The following is a 15,333-nucleotide window of genomic DNA, read 5'->3' as shown; positions in this document are numbered from 1 at the left end:
ATCTAAATGCAAATTCGCCAGTCACTTCGGAAGAGCGTCCGGTCGTTTATTCATTTAGGATGGATGTGACTGATGGCTGGAGGGCGGAAAGGATTCTATCCCGCCGTAAGTTCGGTTTTCCGTTTGTCTTTTCGTTGAAGCGCCTCTTCGATTAAAGAGGCCACATCGAGCACCAAGATCGTTTTACGACTTCCCAATTCAGTTGCCCCGGAGATCCCAGGAACATCTTTCAAAAGATCACCCAATGCCTTAATTACAATTTCCTGTTGGCCTTCGATTGCATCGACCACCAATCCAATTCGCTTCTCAGCCAACCCAACCACAATCACATAAAGGCGCTCGTTGGAAGACCCTCCTCCCCTCAAATTAAAGAGATCTTTTAAACGAATCAGAGAAAGGGTATGGTCCCTCAGGCGGATGACCTCTTTTCGCTCTATCGTCTTTATTTCTTTTTGTAATATTAAGAGACTTTCCGATACGGCGTTCAGAGGAATGGCAAACGTCTCCATGCCGACTCGAACAATCAGCGCTTTAATAATTACCAGCGTAATCGGCAATGTGATAATGAAGCGAGACCCCCTTCCCAGGACGGTCTCGACATCGACCAAGCCTGAAAGCTTAGAGATGTTCTTTGCAACCACGTCGAGACCGACCCCTCTTCCTGAAACTTCGGTGACCGTCTCACGGGTCGAAAACCCGGGGAGAAAAAGCAGATTAATCAAATCCCGTTCGCTATATTCCTTCGCCGGATCGATGAGCCCTCTCTCCAGTGCCTTATGATATATCCGGTTGGTATCGATGCCCCGGCCGTCATCCTCAATTTCGATCACGATGTGATTCCCCTTTTGTATTGCACGGAGATGCATCGTCCCGACGTCCGGCTTGTTGGCTTTTGCTCTTTCTTCCCGGTTTTCGATACCATGATCCAGGGCGTTTCGAATAAGGTGAAGAAGGGGATCTGCCAATTCTTCGACCATCGACTTATCCATTTTGGTTTCTTCACCCGAAATCAGCAGGTTCACCTCTTTGTTCAAATCTCGCGACAGCCGACGCACCGTCCGGATCAGACGATCAAAAATCTGTCCGATCGGGATCATCCGAATTTCCACCAGTCGCTCCTGAAATTCGCCGATCCGCTTATCCAGCATTTTCGAGGCTTTTAACAACTCTAGAGACGGTCCTGAAAAACCGGTCTGCTCAATGAGATCTTTGCTGATTTGGCTCACCACCGCTTTACTAAGGATGAGCTCTCCAACCATATTCAAAAGCACATCGAGCTTTTGAATATCGACCCTGACCGTTTGCGTGAGGCTTCGGAGCGATGCCGATTCTTGCGGCGCGCTCAAAGCGGTCGGGTTTTCCGCCGAGGATGGAGCGGCAGAAGCGTTCTCTGTGCGCTGTATCGGAGCAATCTCTGTAGCATTTTTTTTTCGGATCTCACGAACAGATACCCGCTCCGAGACGATATCGGGAGCCAAGGGAGGACTTCCTGTCGGAACACCGACAATCAGGTTAAACTCCATTCCCCCTTCGTTGGAGGAACTAATATTAGGGAGCGTGGTGATAATCTCCCCGAGGCTTTGAATCTTTGCGCTCAGGGCCGAGAGGTCGGTATCAAATGTCTCGAGCTTAAATTTTGCCTGCACTTCATACAGGACGGTATCCCCTTTGATATTCTCTAAAAGGCGATGGCTTTCATATTCCGTGAGGACGTTCAATACGGCGGGATCGAGGTCGACCCCTTCCAGCGGTTTGGCTCCGCTCTCTTGAGGTTTTCCGTTCAGGACCGCCTGTATCCGCTCGTCCAGAGAAGAGCCTTCCGGCCCTTCCTTTCCCTGTGTGGCGGACTCGATCATCCGCTGCAGCAGATCGACTCCATCAACCAGGACGGAAAATACTTCAGCGGAGAAGCTGAGCTTTCCCATGCGAAGCCGGTCGAGCATGTCTTCAAGGTGATGGCTTAACTGAGAAACATCGGTCAGCCCGATCATTCCCGACATTCCCTTGAGGGTATGCGCAGCCCGAAAGATCGCATTAATGATATCCGGTTTAACCTGGGCTCGGTCGGGAAGGTTTTCAATGATTTGAATATTTTGATGGAGGAGGTCTATCAGCTCTTCCGCCTCAGGAACGAAATCGGTCAATGCCGGATCATTTCTCTTCTTGACCATGCGTCTCCTAATTCAGCTTTAAAAGCTCTTTTACGACCTTTTTAACTTGCTCGGGATCGAACGGCTTAGTGATGTATCTCTTCGCACCGAGGGAAAGCCCTTTTTTGATATCGGCCTGACCGGTTTCCGTCGAGATAATGACCAGAGGAATATTTCGGTATATCTCATGGCTCATGATGAAGTGAACGATTTCAAGACCGTTGATTTGGGGCATGTTGATATCGGTCATAATCAGATCAAATGGCTGCATTGGGAGGGCCTTGAGGGCCTCAAAACCATTGGTCGCTTCCACGGCGTCGACCCCATCAATCTCCTCAATCGCCGAGACCAAAAGTGATCGCATCGGCGCAGAATCATCTACCACAAGCACCTTTTTGATTCCTTCTCCTCCAATCGATGATTAATCCCTTACTGTGGAGATCGAGTCGAGGCGTTCTAGATTAAAGCGCCTCTCCATCTGAGTCTCTATGCAGGCCCCCGTTGCCTCACCTCTTGTAATTTCCTCTCGAGCTTGGCCTTTCCGAAAGCGAAACCGGCAACTCTGACAAAAGCCTCCAGCCCTTCCGTTTCCGAGATTGTATTCCGCTCTGGCAGGTTATCTCCATACAACAGGGCAATGACCTCTGGACCATTGAGTAACGGTGCGAGAAAAATTTCCTCCGGCCACCCTCCTCCAATTTGATCGATGAAATACCGGTGCCATTTTTCCTGTGGGAACGTTCCTTTGTAGCGCCCTTTGTTTTCGATGACCTCCCTAAAAAGGGACGGTTCCGTCAATGGGATTTGAACCTCGCGAATTTTTTCATCCGCAACCTGGTCTTCAAATTGAAGGCCGAATTGACCGAGTCCCAGAATATCCTGACGCCGAACCAAAAAAATAATGGCGCGGTTCATCACCTCGCTCGCAAAGCGTAGAACAAGAAGGGTGATTTCGCTGCCGCTCGCCGGTCCGGAGAGTTCCTCAATCATCGATGTCAGCAGGGCAAGATCTTTCCGATAAGATGTTTTTGTCGAGGCATCCACCGATCCGCCTCCGGTTGAAGAAGCATCTTTTTCGAAAGAACTTTGCCCCTCTGGGGAATCCGGCTCAGCGGAGGGAGGAGACCCGTTCGAGACGGGAGGAAGCGTTTTCTGCTCCAGCTGATCGCGCTGATCGCGTTCATACTCATCCTGAAGCCGGCTCGCTTCCATCATCAAAAAATCAAGGTTGAGTCCCGACTCCAGGGTCAAGTCATTGGCCACCGGATTTCCAAGTTCGAAATGAAACGAGCCGCTTTTCCAATTGAGGAAATCCCGAACGACCTCGGCCAAATGATTCCTGAGCTCCTGCTCCAGCACTCCTTTAGAGACCGCTCCGATTTTTTCTAAAACGGCTCCAATCGGAAGCTTCGCCGGCCCTGTTTTCTGGAGCTTCAACGCTTTTTCCAGCTCTTCCGTCGTGATCAATCCTTTTTTGATTAACGTATAACCAAGACGGTTGACGCTGTCGGAACTCCCATAAATCAGCATCCCTTTATTGAAGACCAGACGCCCGGTTCCCTCTTTCCGGATGACGGTCAAGACACCCGAACGCTTGCTGAGGCTGATGATTTGAAAAATATCGGCCAGGCCGAGATCTTCAAGTCGTCCTTCAAGACTCATAATTATCCTTCGGGGTCGATTTCATAACGGTATGTTTCAATAACAGTATTGGCGAGCAGCTTTTCGCACATTTCCTTGACACTCTTCTCGATCTGATCGGCCGGTCCGGGGGCGAGAACCAGTTCCATATACTTCCCGACGCGGGCCTCCTTGACTCCCTTAAAACCGAGAACCGAGAGCGCATGCTCTATCGCCTTTCCTTGCGGGTCCAAAATGCCGCTCTTCAGCGTGATATAAATTTTTGCTCTCATCTCTTTATCCTACTCTGTAATGATACCCTAAAATGGTTTTTTATGACCGCAAGACCCGTTAAGCGCCACTGAAAACCCGCTTGTAAATCGCTTCGATATGAGCGACAAATTGATGCGGATCGAAACAGCCCTCGACTTCCTGAGCGCTCAACTTTTTCAAGACCTCCGGTCGAGAGAGGATCGCTTCTTTAAAAGATCCCCCTTTATTAAAGACCTCCATCGCGGTAGACTGCACGATCTCATACGCCTGTTCACGCTCCATCCCCTTCCGAATCAAGAGGAGCAGTACCTTTTGGGAATAGATCGTTCCCCCCGTCCGTTCCAAATTCTCGGCCATCCGTTCCGGATAGACGAAAAGGCCTTTCATGATTTTGGTGAAACGCGCCAGCATGAAATCGAGAAGAATGGTGCTGTCTGGAATAATGATCCGCTCGACGGAGGAGTGGCTGATATCCCGCTCATGCCAGAGGGGAACGTTTTCAAGCGCAGCGTTGGCGTTCGATCGGATAATGCGCGCCAAGCCGCAAATATTTTCGCAACCGATCGGATTCCGTTTGTGAGGCATTGCAGAGGAGCCCTTTTGCCCTTTTTCAAACGGCTCTTCCGCCTCGAGCACCTCCGTCCGTTGCAGGTGGCGAATCTCGGTGGCGAATTTTTCAAGACTGGCCGCAATCAGGGCAAGCGTCTGAATAAATTGGGCGTGTCGATCCCGCTGAACGATTTGATTTGAGACCGGTTCCGGCTTAAGCCCCAGCTTTTCGCAGACATAAGCCTCGACGGAAGGGTGGAGGTGGGCGAATGTTCCCATGGCACCGGAGATCTTCCCGTAGGAGATCACCTCCTTCGCTTCTTCCATACGATGCAGATTCCGCTTGATCTCGTCATACCAAAGGGCTATTTTCAGACCAAACGTAATCGGCTCTCCATGAACCCCATGCGAGCGGCCGATCATGACTGTCTCCTTATACTGCTCCGCCTTTTGTTTCAGCACGATCATGAGCGCGCGAAGATCGCCGAGGAGAATGTCCGAGGCCTGGCGCATCATCACCGCCAGTGCCGTATCGAGCACGTCGGAAGAGGTCATTCCCAAATGAAGATAACGTCCGTCCTCTCCGACTTTTTCGGTGATCGACGTCAAAAACGCAATGACATCATGTTTGACTTGCTTTTCCAGTTCGTCGATTCGAACAGGATCGATCTTCGCCTTTGAGCGGATGACCTCCGGCACCGATTTCGGCACCTCTCCTTGTTGCACCATCGCCTCGCAGGCAAGGAGTTCCACCTGAAGCCATGTTTCGTACTTGTTTTTTGACTCCCAAATCGCCGTCATTTCAGGCCGGCTATACCGATCAATCATGTTCTACTCTCACCGCCGAAAGCGCACCGCTCCGGACATAAGTTCCATTCTTAATCATCTGTTGAAGGGCCCTCGCCTTCTCCCCATCTTTAACGACAAAGGTCAAATCAAACGGCTCGATCCGTCGGATCTCCTCCATTCCTCTCAAAAAAGCTTCGACCAAAAGAGAGCAATCGAGAGGGCGGACGGGTGACATCGGCAGCTCAACGGCACATTCTCGCGCTTGAAAACCGACAATCGTCTGAAAAACTTTTTTGGCAACGGAACTAAAATAGGAGTAATCGTATGCAGCGCTGGGGCCCAGACCTGCCAAGACCACCTTGGGAACTTGCATCTTCTGCTGTGTGGCAAGGAGGAGGATCTCACCTAACTTTCCGGTGACCTTCCCCCGCATTAAGAGGGTCGAGAGGATACCGCCGTAGAGCCAATCGACCTCTCCAGCCAGGCCCCGCAGCGGTCGAATGTCCTCAAAACAAGAAACCACGAGCACCTCGGAATGAAGTGTCGTCAGCTTCCCGGAAAAGATATTTACCCGCACCACGCACTCCCGGTCAAACACAGACCGACAGACCCGCTCTTCTAAGGGCCTCCAGGTCCGAGGTCCATCGTTTCCTGTTACATCGCCCCCTGCTTCAGGTCGGTCGGATTGTTCGTGACCTCATCATGGTGAATACGGTCCAGAATTCCGTTGACGAACGCCCCTGAATCTCCGCTCCCGTACTTTTTTGCAATCTCGATCGCTTCATTGATCGTGACTTTCGGCGGAATTTCTTTTAAGAAGAGAAGCTCAAAGATGGCGAACCGGAGGATGTTTCGATCAATGGCCGCCATCCGTTCACGCGACCAATGCTGTGCGTATTTTTCAATGAGCTGATCGATCTCGGAAAAATGTTTCAACACCCCTAACACCAAGAGCTCGGTGAATGCTTTCACCTGAGGAGCAGCCTCATTCTCAGTCCAAAAGGCAGGAGGAATCTCAATATGATTCCCCGTAAAATCAATTTGGAAGAGCAGCTGCAGGGCCAGTTCCCTGGCTTTTCTCCTAAAGCCCATCGGCTTGGCTCACTGGGTATAAACCGGATAAAAACAATGTCATCATTGTATAAACACCTTTCGTGGTATAAACACCTTTCGTGCCGCCGTTTTTACCGAGTCACTTCAGTTTTCGATATAAGTGCGCCATCTCAATGGCCGCCATCGCCGCTTCCGTCCCCTTGTTGATTTCATCCCCTGATCGGGCCAATGCCTGGCTCATGGAGTCGGTCGTCAGCACACCGAAAATCACCGGCAATTCGAGATCAAGCGAGAGCTGACCGAGGCCGCGACTGACTTCCGCACTGATGTAATGGAAATGGGGGGTCTCCCCTTTGATTACGGCACCCAAACAGATCAAGGCATCAAAACGTCCGAGGCGCCCCAGCTTTTTTGCCGCGCCGGGAAGCTCGAAGGCGCCGGGCACCCTGACGATCTCAATGTCTTCTACCCCGGTCCCCCGCGCCTCAAGCAATTGAAGCGCCCCCTTGAGAAGGGGATCGGTAATGGATTGATTGAACCGACTGACAATAATTCCAAATCGGAATCCGGCGCCGCTGGTCCCCCCTTGCCACTCTTGCACCATCTTGTGTCATCTCTTCCGATGGGGATCAAACATTGTCCAGTATATGTCCGAGCTTCATCTTTTTCGTACGAAGGTAATGGACATTCTTTTCGTGCGGTTCAATTTCAATCGGAATTCGCTCGACGACCTCCAGACCGTACCCTTCGATTCCCACAATCTTCCGTGGATTGTTCGTCATCAACCGTATTTTCCGAAGCCCCAGATCGACCAAGATCTGAGCGCCGATGCCATAATCCCGGAGATCCGCTTTAAAACCGAGCTCTAAATTGGCTTGGACGGTGTCTCGCCCACCGTCTTGAAGTTGGTATGCCTTTAATTTATTCACCAGACCGATGCCGCGCCCTTCTTGGTTGAGATAAAGGATGACACCGACCCCCTCCTTCTCCACCCGGCTCATGGCGGCATGAAGCTGCTCTCCGCAATCGCAACGATTTGAGGCAAAGATGTCGCCCGTCACACAGCCGGAATGAACCCGGACAAACACCGGCTTGCTCCCTTTGATCTCCCCCTTCACCAGGGCGATGTGAACCTCATGATCAATTTCATTTTGATAGGCGACGGCATTGAAATCGCCATATTCGGTCGGCAGATGCGCCTCAGCCGCCCGATGAACCAGCGATTCCCGCTTCATCCGATATTCGATTAAATCCTTGATCGTCACCAGCTTCAGATCGTGCTGCTTTCCGAATTCGATGAGGTCGGGAAGGCGGGCCATCGTTCCATCTTCGTTCATAATTTCGCAAATAACCCCCGCCGGATAAAGGCCGGCCAGACGAGAGAGGTCGACCGACCCTTCCGTCTGTCCCGCGCGCTTTAAAACGCCCCCCTTCTGCGCCCGGATTGGGAAAACATGCCCCGGCCGAACCAGATCGGCCGGCTTCGTCTCGGGATGAATCGCGGCTAAAATGGTGACGGCGCGGTCCTTTGCCGAGATTCCGGTGCTGACCTCTTTTCGCGCATCGATGGAGATGGTGAACGCAGTCCCGAACGAAGAGGTATTCTCTTGAACCATCGGCGCCAATTGAAGCTGTTCCGTCCGCTCCTCGGTCAAGGTGAGGCAGATGAGGCCGCGTCCATGCTTCGCCATAAAATTGATCACCTCGGGAGTCACCTTTTCCGCCGCGATGACAAGGTCCCCTTCGTTCTCGCGATCTTCATCATCGCTGAGGATAATCATCTTCCCTTTTTTGATGTCGGCGATGGCCTCTTCAATGGTGCTAAATTTCATTATTTTTCGTGACCTTTCATCAAGAAATGACAATGCCGGAGATTGATGTAAATATATAGGAAAGGCCCTCTCTTGTCAAACAACGCGCCCTTTATTCTCGCGTAGATACGGCCTACGAAAGACAACAAAAAGGGCCTGCCCCTATCGAGGCAGGCCCTTCGGTCGTTGCGTCTTGTTTTTAGATGTCGTAGTAGAGGAAGAACTCATAAGGATGGGGCCGCAGCCGCATCGTATCGACCTCTTTGTTCTTTTTATATTCCATCCAGGTCTGGAGGATATCTTCACTGAAGACATTTCCCTTCAGCAAGAAGGCATGGTCTGCCTCCAATGCCGCCAGCGCCTCGTCGAGGCTTCCCGGCATCTTCCGGATGGCGGCCGCTTCCTTCCCCTTCAACTCATAGAGATCCTTATCCATAGCATCTCCCGGATCGATCTTATTCTCAATTCCGTCAAGACCGGCCAGCAGCATCGCGGAGAAAGCAAAATATGGATTGCAGCCGGGATCGGGAAACCGGACCTCGATCCGCTTTGCCTTCGGGTTGTTCGAGTACATCGGAATTCGGATCGATGCACTCCGGTTGCGGCTGGAATAGGCGAGGTTGACCGGCGCTTCAAAACCGGGGGTCAGCCGCTTGTAAGAGTTGGTCGTCGGATTGGTCAATGCCGCCAAAGCATGGGCATGCTTTAAAATCCCGCCGATGTAATAGAGACACATCTTGCTGACGCCGGCATATTCATCCCCGGCAAAAAGCGGCTTCCCCTTCTTCCAGATGCTCTGATGCGTATGCATTCCCGAGCCGTTGTCGCCGAAGAGCGGCTTCGGCATGAAGGTGACCGTTTTCCCATACCGCTTCGCGACGTTCTTAACGATATACTTGTAGAGCATCAGTTTATCGGCCATGACGACGAGAGAATCGAACCGCATGTCGATCTCGGCCTGTCCCGCCGTCGCAACCTCGTGGTGCTGTTTTTCGACGATGATCCCGGCCTTTTCCATCTCGCGGCACATTTCCGCACGGATATCTTCTTGGCTATCGATGGGAGGGACGGGGAAGTACCCTTCTTTGTGGCGCGGTTTATAGCCGAGATTGCCTTCCGCCTTACCGGAGTTCCAGATCCCCTCCTCCGAGTCGATGAAGAAGTAGCTGCTGTAGCTGTTCTGATCGAACCGGATGTTGTCGAAGATAAAAAATTCAGCCTCGGGTCCGAAGTAGGCGGTGTCGCCGATTCCAGATGCCTTCAGGTAGGCCTCCGCTTTCTGCGCGATATAGCGGGGGTCTCTCGGGTAAGGCTCATTCCGGATCGGGTCCTTGATATTACAGACGACCGATAGGGTCGGGATCTTCGTGAACGGATCCATGATAGCCGAGTTCGGATCAGGCACGGCCAGCATGTCGCTCTCGTTGATTGCCTGCCATCCCCGGATGCTCGACCCGTCGAAGCCCGATCCCTCTTCAAAGATCTTCTCTGTAAACTCGCCGATCGGCGTCCCGAAATGCTGCCAGGAACCGAGAAAGTCGACGAACTTAAAATCGACCATCTCGACCTTGTTTTTCTTTGCGAACTCTAATACCTCTTTCGGTGTCATAGCTTCTCCTTTCCCCTTTTTCCTCTGTTTTTTCCGTCCGGCTTTCCGTCCGAACCGCTTGTCTTGCTTGCCTGATAAAAACTACGATATTTGTTGGTGATCGGTATTCTCCGATCCTTTCCCAGTGCGCGTGGGGTCAATTTGATCCCAAGGGGGGCCTGCCTTCTTTTAAACTCCGACAAATCGACCAAGCCAATCACTTTGGCAATAACCGCCGGGTCGAAACCCATCGAAACAATTTCATCAAACGACTTGTCTTCTTCGACATATGCTTTTAAGATCGGATCGAGCACTTCGTAGGGAGGAAGAGAATCCTGATCGGTCTGGTTCGGGCGAAGTTCGGCGGTCGGCGGACGGGTCAGGATCCGTTCCGGAATAACCGGCTTTCCCTTTTTGTTCCGTTCAAGCGCCAGTTCATAGACCAAGGTCTTCCAAACATCTTTGATGACCGCGAACCCGCCGGCCATATCTCCATACAAGGTGGCGTAGCCGACGCTCATTTCGCTCTTATTTCCCGTCGTGAGAACCAGCCACCCGAACTTGTTTGAGAGAGCCATCAGCAAGTTCCCCCGGATCCGCGATTGAAGGTTCTCCTCGGTAATATCGGCCGGATTATCTTGAAATTCCGGAGCGAGTAAATTGAGATAGGACTGAAAGGGGGGCTCGATCGAGAGGGTAATGAGCCGGACTCCCAAATGATGGGCGAGGTTTTCCGTATCCTCCCTGCTCTCCTGCGACGTATAACGGGAAGGCATAAAAACACCGATGACATTTTCCTTCCCCAGGGCATCGACGGCAATCGCCGCAGTCAATGCGGAGTCGATGCCCCCTGAAAGGCCGATCACCCCTTTTTTAAAGCCGTTTTTGTCGACATAATCGGACAAACCGAGAACGAGCGCCTGATACATCTCATCCAGCCGAGGAAGGTGATCTTCCAATGTCGGCGTAATCGCTCTCCGCTTCCCCTCGTGCTTCAGATTCCCAAAGTGGTACCGTTCAACCTGCGGAAAGGCCTGCTCTAACTTTTCTTTACGTCGCCGTGGATCATGGAGCCGCGCTCTAAAAACGGAATCGACCGAGAGGTCTAGAGTGATGAATGATTCCCGAAACTGCTTCGCCCTCGCCAGCAGTTCGCCACGCTCATTGAAGACGAAGCTCCCCCCATCGAAGATCAGTTCGTCTTGTCCCCCGATTAGGTTGACGTGGGCGACAATAACCGCATTGTCCCTCGCACGGGTCGCCAGCATCTCCTCCCGGAGAACCCCTTTCCCGGCATGATAAGGGGAGGCGTTGATATTCACAATCACCTCGGCGCCGCCCCCCAGCGCTTGGGCATACGTCGGGCCTTCCGGATACCACATATCTTCGCAGATGTTGACGCCGATCGTAATATCGTTCAGCAGAAAGACCGGGGCGGTGGTGCCTGCCTGAAAGTAGCGGTTTTCATCAAAGACCCCATAGTTCGGGAGATAGCACTTGTGATACGTAAAACGGATCACGCCATCATGAATGACGGCGGCCGCGTTGTAAATATCTTCCTCCCGATCGACAAAACCGACAATCGCGGTCAATCCCTTGCATTTCTTTGCGACCTCATGCAGCGCCTTGAGATTTGCCTCGATGAACTGCGGTTTTAGGAGCAGGTCTTCAGGGGGGTACCCTGTAATGGCCAGCTCCGGAAAGGCAATCAGATCGACCTTGTTCTCTCGCGCCTTCTCAACGGCGTCCGTGATCTTCCGTATATTCCCTGTGAGATCACCGACGGTGCTATTCATCTGTGCCAGAGCGATCCGAAGGTTCCGCATTCACCCCCAAAAATAAAATGCCTTGCAACAGGAGGGTTGCAAGGACAGCATTGTCCCAAAAAAAATGGCGTCTTCTCCTGGTGGAGAAGACGCCATTGTCTTCAAGGTTTGACTTGGAAACGATTGTGTAGATTTTTACCACATCGAAAAATGATTGTCAAGAAAATTTAGAAACCGCCTAAAGGAGGCGAGAGGTCGCGTGCAATGAGGACCTCCGCCCACTGTATTGACTCGTAAAAAAACGATATGCTATCGTTTTTATATGAGATCTAAAATATCCCTATAATGCTCATCTGATCGAGCCAAAGACCTGCCTCCCCTTTCTCGACGAAAACAGCAAGCGATTAAGTCGGAGTTCCAAATGAAAATTGCACAAATTGCTCCCCTTTATGAGAGTGTTCCGCCGAGACTCTACGGAGGAACCGAGCGGGTCGTCTCTGTCCTGACCGAAGGATTAATTCAGAGAGGACATGACGTCACCCTCTTTGCCAGCGGCGATTCGACGACGGAGGCCCGACTCATCCCGGTCTGCCCGGAAGCCCTCCGCCTCAGTGGGGTCAAAGACCCCTGCGCAGACCATATGCTCGAACTTGCCCTCGTTTATGAGCAGGCCGATCAGTTTGATCTGATCCACTCCCATGTCGACTATTTTACCTTTCCCTTCGCGGCTCAAGCCGCGACACCGACCATTACGACCTTACACGGGCGGTTAGATCCCCCTGAGCTTCAGGCAATTCATCGGTATTATAAATCCCATCCGCTCATCTCCATCAGCAACAGCCAGAGAGAGCCTTTCCCCTTCGCGAACTGGGCCGGAACGGTTTATCACGGTTTGCAGATGGATCGGCATCGTTTTTATCCTAATCCGGGAAAGTATCTCGCCTTCCTCGGCAGGATCTCCCCGGAAAAGCGTCCCGATCTGGCGATTGAGATTGCAAAGCGAACCGGCGTCCCGCTGAAGATCGCCGCAAAGGTCAGCGATCAAGATCGCAAATATTTCGAGCAGGTCATCCGTCCTTTGATCACCCCTCCCCTCATTGAATATATTGGCGAGGTCGATGAAGAAGAAAAAGATATCTTCCTCGGTGAAGCGCTCGCCCTTCTCTTCCCGATCGATTGGCCGGAGCCGTTCGGTCTGGTGATGATCGAGTCGCTCGCCTGCGGAACCCCGGTGATCGCCCGCCCCTGCGGCTCCGTACCGGAGATATTGATCGACGGGACCACCGGTTTTATTCACTCGGAGCTCGACGACCTGGTCGGTGCGGTAGAGCGAATCGACACCCTTTCTCGGCGGGAGTGCAGAAAACATGCGGAGACCTTCTTTTCGGCCGAGCGAATGGTTGAACAGTATGAACGGATCTATGAGAAACTTTCGGCAACGCGGGAGCGGCCTCTCTCAGCGGGTAAACTTGCAGAGGCGGTCTAACCCTGTAAAGGTCGGTTGACCACGACTGAGGAGAAGGAATGAGTGATGAAACCGCCCTTCGAGACGACTATTACATCCTGACCTCGCCGATCGCGGCCGGCATCCGGAAGCTAAGCTTAAAGCAGAGCGAGGCCTTCATTGTATGTGACAAGTTTGGAAACTTTCGAAGCCGCCTCCAGGGAGAGCTCGGCTTTTATTACGAGGGGACACGCTTTCTCAATCTGCTGGGGCTTCGGATCAATGAGGAGTATCCCCTCTTTCTCTATTCAACCCTCTCCTCGGACGACAGCGAAATTATCGTCGATTTGACCAATCCCGACTATACGATCAATCACCACCTGGTGATTCCGCGCAACACCGTCTTTCTCCGAAAACGTCTCCTCCTTTATGGAAACACCCTTTACCAAACGCTGTCGTTTAAAAATTTTCATCTCCAGCAGATCGAGCTGAAAATCACCCTTTCCTACGGCGCCGATTTTTTAGACGTCTTCGAAGTGCGGGGGACGGAGCGGCCGAAACGGGGGGAGACCTTCCCGCCCGAATACCGAAAAGAAAGGGAAATGGCGCTTTTCAAATATCGGGGATTGGATGATATCGTCCGGACCACGCAGCTGAAGTTCGATCCCCCCCCGGAGCATGCAGACGGCGAAGAGGCGACCTTCTTTATACAGCTCGCGCCACAACGGGAGTGGGTTCTACACCTCTGGGCCACCGCCCACCAAGGGGGCGGAAAATGGATCAAGCGTTTGCAGCTTCCGGAAATCATCAACAAAGTTCGAAAAGGGATTACCAAGCGGGAGAGGGAGCGAACCCGAATCGTTACAAACAACGACTCCTTCAATCAGCTCCTCAATCGATCGCTCTCAGACATCCGCGTTCTGGAGACCGAAACCCCCTACGGACCTTATCCCTATGCCGGTATCCCTTGGTTCGTCGCCCCATTCGGACGAGACGGCATCATTACCTCGCTGGAGATCCTTCCCTACCAGCCGCAGATCGCGCGGGGCACCCTTCGTTTTTGCGCGCAGCTTCAGGGAAAAGAACGAAACCCTTTCTTGGATGAGACGCCGGGGAAGATCTTCCATGAATATCGCAAAGGAGAAATGGCGAACCTGCGCGAAATTCCCTTCATCCCCTACTACGGCAGCGTCGACTCGACCCCCCTCTTCCTCATCCTTCTCTCCCAATATGTCTCCTGGACCGGCGATCTCGCCTTCGCCGAATCGCTCTGGCCGAATGCGATGGCGGCGCTGGAGTGGATTCGGAAGTATGGCGACCTCGATCAGGATGGCTATTTGGAATATCATCGCGAGTCTCCGATCGGCCTTCAACAGCAGGGATGGAAAGACTCGCACGACTCTGTCTTCCATGAAAATGGACAATTCGCGGAAACGCCGATCGCACTGTCGGAGGTTCAGGGATATGCGTACGCCGCCCTCATCGGGCTCGGTTCGGTCGCCGCGCTGCTCGGAAAGAGCGATCTACAGATGGAATTGATCAGTGATGCAGAGCGGCTGCGAGAACGCTTTGAACGGGATTTCTGGAGCGAGGAGCGACAGTTCTACGCCATCGCCCTTGATAAGCAAAAGCGGCGCTGCGAGGTAATCACCTCCAATCCGGGCCATTGCCTCTGGACCGGACTGATCGATGAAAAGCGGGCTCGCATCGTCGCCGACCGCTTGGTGAGCCCGGAGATGTTTTGCGGATGGGGGATTCGAACCGTCGCGGAAAATGAGACCCGTTACAATCCGATGAGCTACCACAACGGCGGCGTCTGGCCGCACGACAACGCGTTGATTCTCGCCGGCCTGAAACGCTACGGATTCAATGATCATCTTCGCCGCGTCGCCACCGGTCTATTCGAAGCGACACAATTTATGGAGAACGGTCGCTTTCCGGAGCTCTTCTGCGGATTCGCCCGGACGTCGGGACATGGGCCGACCCCTTATCCGATCGCCTGCAGCCCGCAAGCATGGTCGGCAGCCTCGATTTTCTCGATCCTAAGTTCTTTCCTCGGATTAACCGCAGATGCCGTCAACCGGCGGCTCTATTTCACCGATCCGATTCTGCCGGACTGGCTGAAGTGGATTGAAATCACACAGCTTCAAGTGGGAGAGGAGCGGGTCGATTTCATTGTTCGGGATGGGAGGACCGGCGCCCTGGTCGAGGTCACCGGCAAGACGCCGAACGTGGAAATTATTACGAGGCGGTAGCGGAAATTAAAATGCCGGATACCGCACAGGGTCTT

13 protein-coding genes are annotated in these 15,333 nt (G+C 52.6%); 2 read left to right on the top strand and 11 right to left on the bottom strand.

Annotated features, from left to right (window positions below; all coding sequences use genetic code 11):
• Positions 1 to 95 precede the first annotated feature (95 nt).
• The 11 genes from HY282_18530 to HY282_18480 form a co-directional block, all read right to left on the bottom strand.
• Positions 96 to 2,171, bottom strand: a complete 2,076-nt coding sequence (locus HY282_18530; GenBank protein ID MBI3805753.1) for a chemotaxis protein CheA — start codon at positions 2,169 to 2,171, stop codon at positions 96 to 98.
• A gap of 7 nt (positions 2,172 to 2,178) precedes the next feature.
• Positions 2,179 to 2,550, bottom strand: coding sequence for a response regulator (locus HY282_18525; GenBank protein MBI3805752.1), 372 nt, complete (start codon positions 2,548 to 2,550; stop codon positions 2,179 to 2,181).
• 86 nt (positions 2,551 to 2,636) lie between these two features.
• The gene (locus tag HY282_18520; protein MBI3805751.1) at positions 2,637 to 3,812 is read right to left on the bottom strand and encodes a DUF4388 domain-containing protein; all 1,176 of its coding nucleotides are present in this window, start codon (positions 3,810 to 3,812) and stop codon (positions 2,637 to 2,639) included.
• Positions 3,813 to 3,814: 2 nt separating this feature from the next.
• Positions 3,815 to 4,063: a phosphoribosylformylglycinamidine synthase subunit PurS gene (purS, locus tag HY282_18515; GenBank protein ID MBI3805750.1), complete on the bottom strand. Its 249-nt coding sequence runs from the start codon at positions 4,061 to 4,063 to the stop codon at positions 3,815 to 3,817.
• 58 nt (positions 4,064 to 4,121) lie between these two features.
• Entirely contained in the window at positions 4,122 to 5,420 is a 1,299-nt protein-coding gene (locus tag HY282_18510; protein MBI3805749.1) for an adenylosuccinate lyase, read from the bottom strand.
• On the bottom strand, positions 5,413 to 5,958 hold the full coding sequence (locus tag HY282_18505; GenBank protein MBI3805748.1) for a hypothetical protein: 546 nt from the start codon (positions 5,956 to 5,958) through the stop codon (positions 5,413 to 5,415). The genes HY282_18510 and HY282_18505 overlap by 8 nt, the downstream gene beginning before the upstream one ends.
• 77 nt (positions 5,959 to 6,035) lie before the next feature.
• Positions 6,036 to 6,473 carry a transcription antitermination factor NusB gene (gene nusB, locus HY282_18500; protein MBI3805747.1) on the bottom strand — a complete coding sequence of 146 codons (438 nt, stop codon included), beginning with the start codon at positions 6,471 to 6,473 and terminating at the stop codon, positions 6,036 to 6,038.
• Between the two features lie 100 nt (positions 6,474 to 6,573).
• Positions 6,574 to 7,038 carry a 6,7-dimethyl-8-ribityllumazine synthase gene (locus tag HY282_18495; GenBank protein MBI3805746.1) on the bottom strand — a complete coding sequence of 155 codons (465 nt, stop codon included), beginning with the start codon at positions 7,036 to 7,038 and terminating at the stop codon, positions 6,574 to 6,576.
• Between the two features lie 25 nt (positions 7,039 to 7,063).
• Complete coding sequence (locus HY282_18490; GenBank protein MBI3805745.1) at positions 7,064 to 8,266, bottom strand: bifunctional 3,4-dihydroxy-2-butanone-4-phosphate synthase/GTP cyclohydrolase II; 1,203 nt, start codon at positions 8,264 to 8,266, stop codon at positions 7,064 to 7,066.
• A gap of 178 nt (positions 8,267 to 8,444) precedes the next feature.
• Positions 8,445 to 9,854, bottom strand: a complete 1,410-nt coding sequence (gene glnA, locus HY282_18485) for a type I glutamate--ammonia ligase (protein MBI3805744.1) — start codon at positions 9,852 to 9,854, stop codon at positions 8,445 to 8,447.
• Positions 9,851 to 11,659: an NAD+ synthase gene (locus HY282_18480; protein MBI3805743.1), complete on the bottom strand. Its 1,809-nt coding sequence runs from the start codon at positions 11,657 to 11,659 to the stop codon at positions 9,851 to 9,853. Before HY282_18480 ends, glnA begins: the two co-directional genes overlap by 4 nt.
• Positions 11,660 to 12,020: 361 nt before the next feature.
• On the opposite strand from HY282_18480, the gene HY282_18475 reads away from it, so the two are divergent.
• Positions 12,021 to 13,085 (top strand): glycosyltransferase family 4 protein, encoded by a 1,065-nt coding sequence (locus HY282_18475; GenBank protein MBI3805742.1) that lies wholly within the window; start codon positions 12,021 to 12,023, stop codon positions 13,083 to 13,085.
• Positions 13,086 to 13,123: 38 nt separating this feature from the next.
• Complete coding sequence (locus HY282_18470; GenBank protein ID MBI3805741.1) at positions 13,124 to 15,298, top strand: amylo-alpha-1,6-glucosidase; 2,175 nt, start codon at positions 13,124 to 13,126, stop codon at positions 15,296 to 15,298.
• Positions 15,299 to 15,333: the final 35 nt, after the last annotated feature.

This window comes from Candidatus Manganitrophaceae bacterium, from assembly GCA_016200325.1.
GTDB lineage: Bacteria > Nitrospirota > Nitrospiria > SBBL01 > Manganitrophaceae > Manganitrophus.
Note: the sequence above shows the minus strand (reverse complement) of the source record. Positions and strands in the feature narration are given on the sequence as shown.

Coding starts and splice junctions, on each gene's coding strand:
- HY282_18530 (MBI3805753.1), bottom strand. CDS start 2,171: ATGGTCAAGAAGAGAAATGATCCGGCATTGACCGATTTCGTTCCTGAG.
- HY282_18520 (MBI3805751.1), bottom strand. CDS start 3,812: ATGAGTCTTGAAGGACGACTTGAAGATCTCGGCCTGGCCGATATTTTT.
- purS (MBI3805750.1), bottom strand. CDS start 4,063: ATGAGAGCAAAAATTTATATCACGCTGAAGAGCGGCATTTTGGACCCG.
- HY282_18510 (MBI3805749.1), bottom strand. CDS start 5,420: ATGATTGATCGGTATAGCCGGCCTGAAATGACGGCGATTTGGGAGTCA.
- nusB (MBI3805747.1), bottom strand. CDS start 6,473: ATGGGCTTTAGGAGAAAAGCCAGGGAACTGGCCCTGCAGCTGCTCTTC.
- HY282_18495 (MBI3805746.1), bottom strand. CDS start 7,038: ATGGTGCAAGAGTGGCAAGGGGGGACCAGCGGCGCCGGATTCCGATTT.
- HY282_18490 (MBI3805745.1), bottom strand. CDS start 8,266: ATGAAATTTAGCACCATTGAAGAGGCCATCGCCGACATCAAAAAAGGG.
- glnA (MBI3805744.1), bottom strand. CDS start 9,854: ATGACACCGAAAGAGGTATTAGAGTTCGCAAAGAAAAACAAGGTCGAG.
- HY282_18480 (MBI3805743.1), bottom strand. CDS start 11,659: ATGCGGAACCTTCGGATCGCTCTGGCACAGATGAATAGCACCGTCGGT.
- HY282_18475 (MBI3805742.1), top strand. CDS start 12,021: ATGAAAATTGCACAAATTGCTCCCCTTTATGAGAGTGTTCCGCCGAGA.
- HY282_18470 (MBI3805741.1), top strand. CDS start 13,124: ATGAGTGATGAAACCGCCCTTCGAGACGACTATTACATCCTGACCTCG.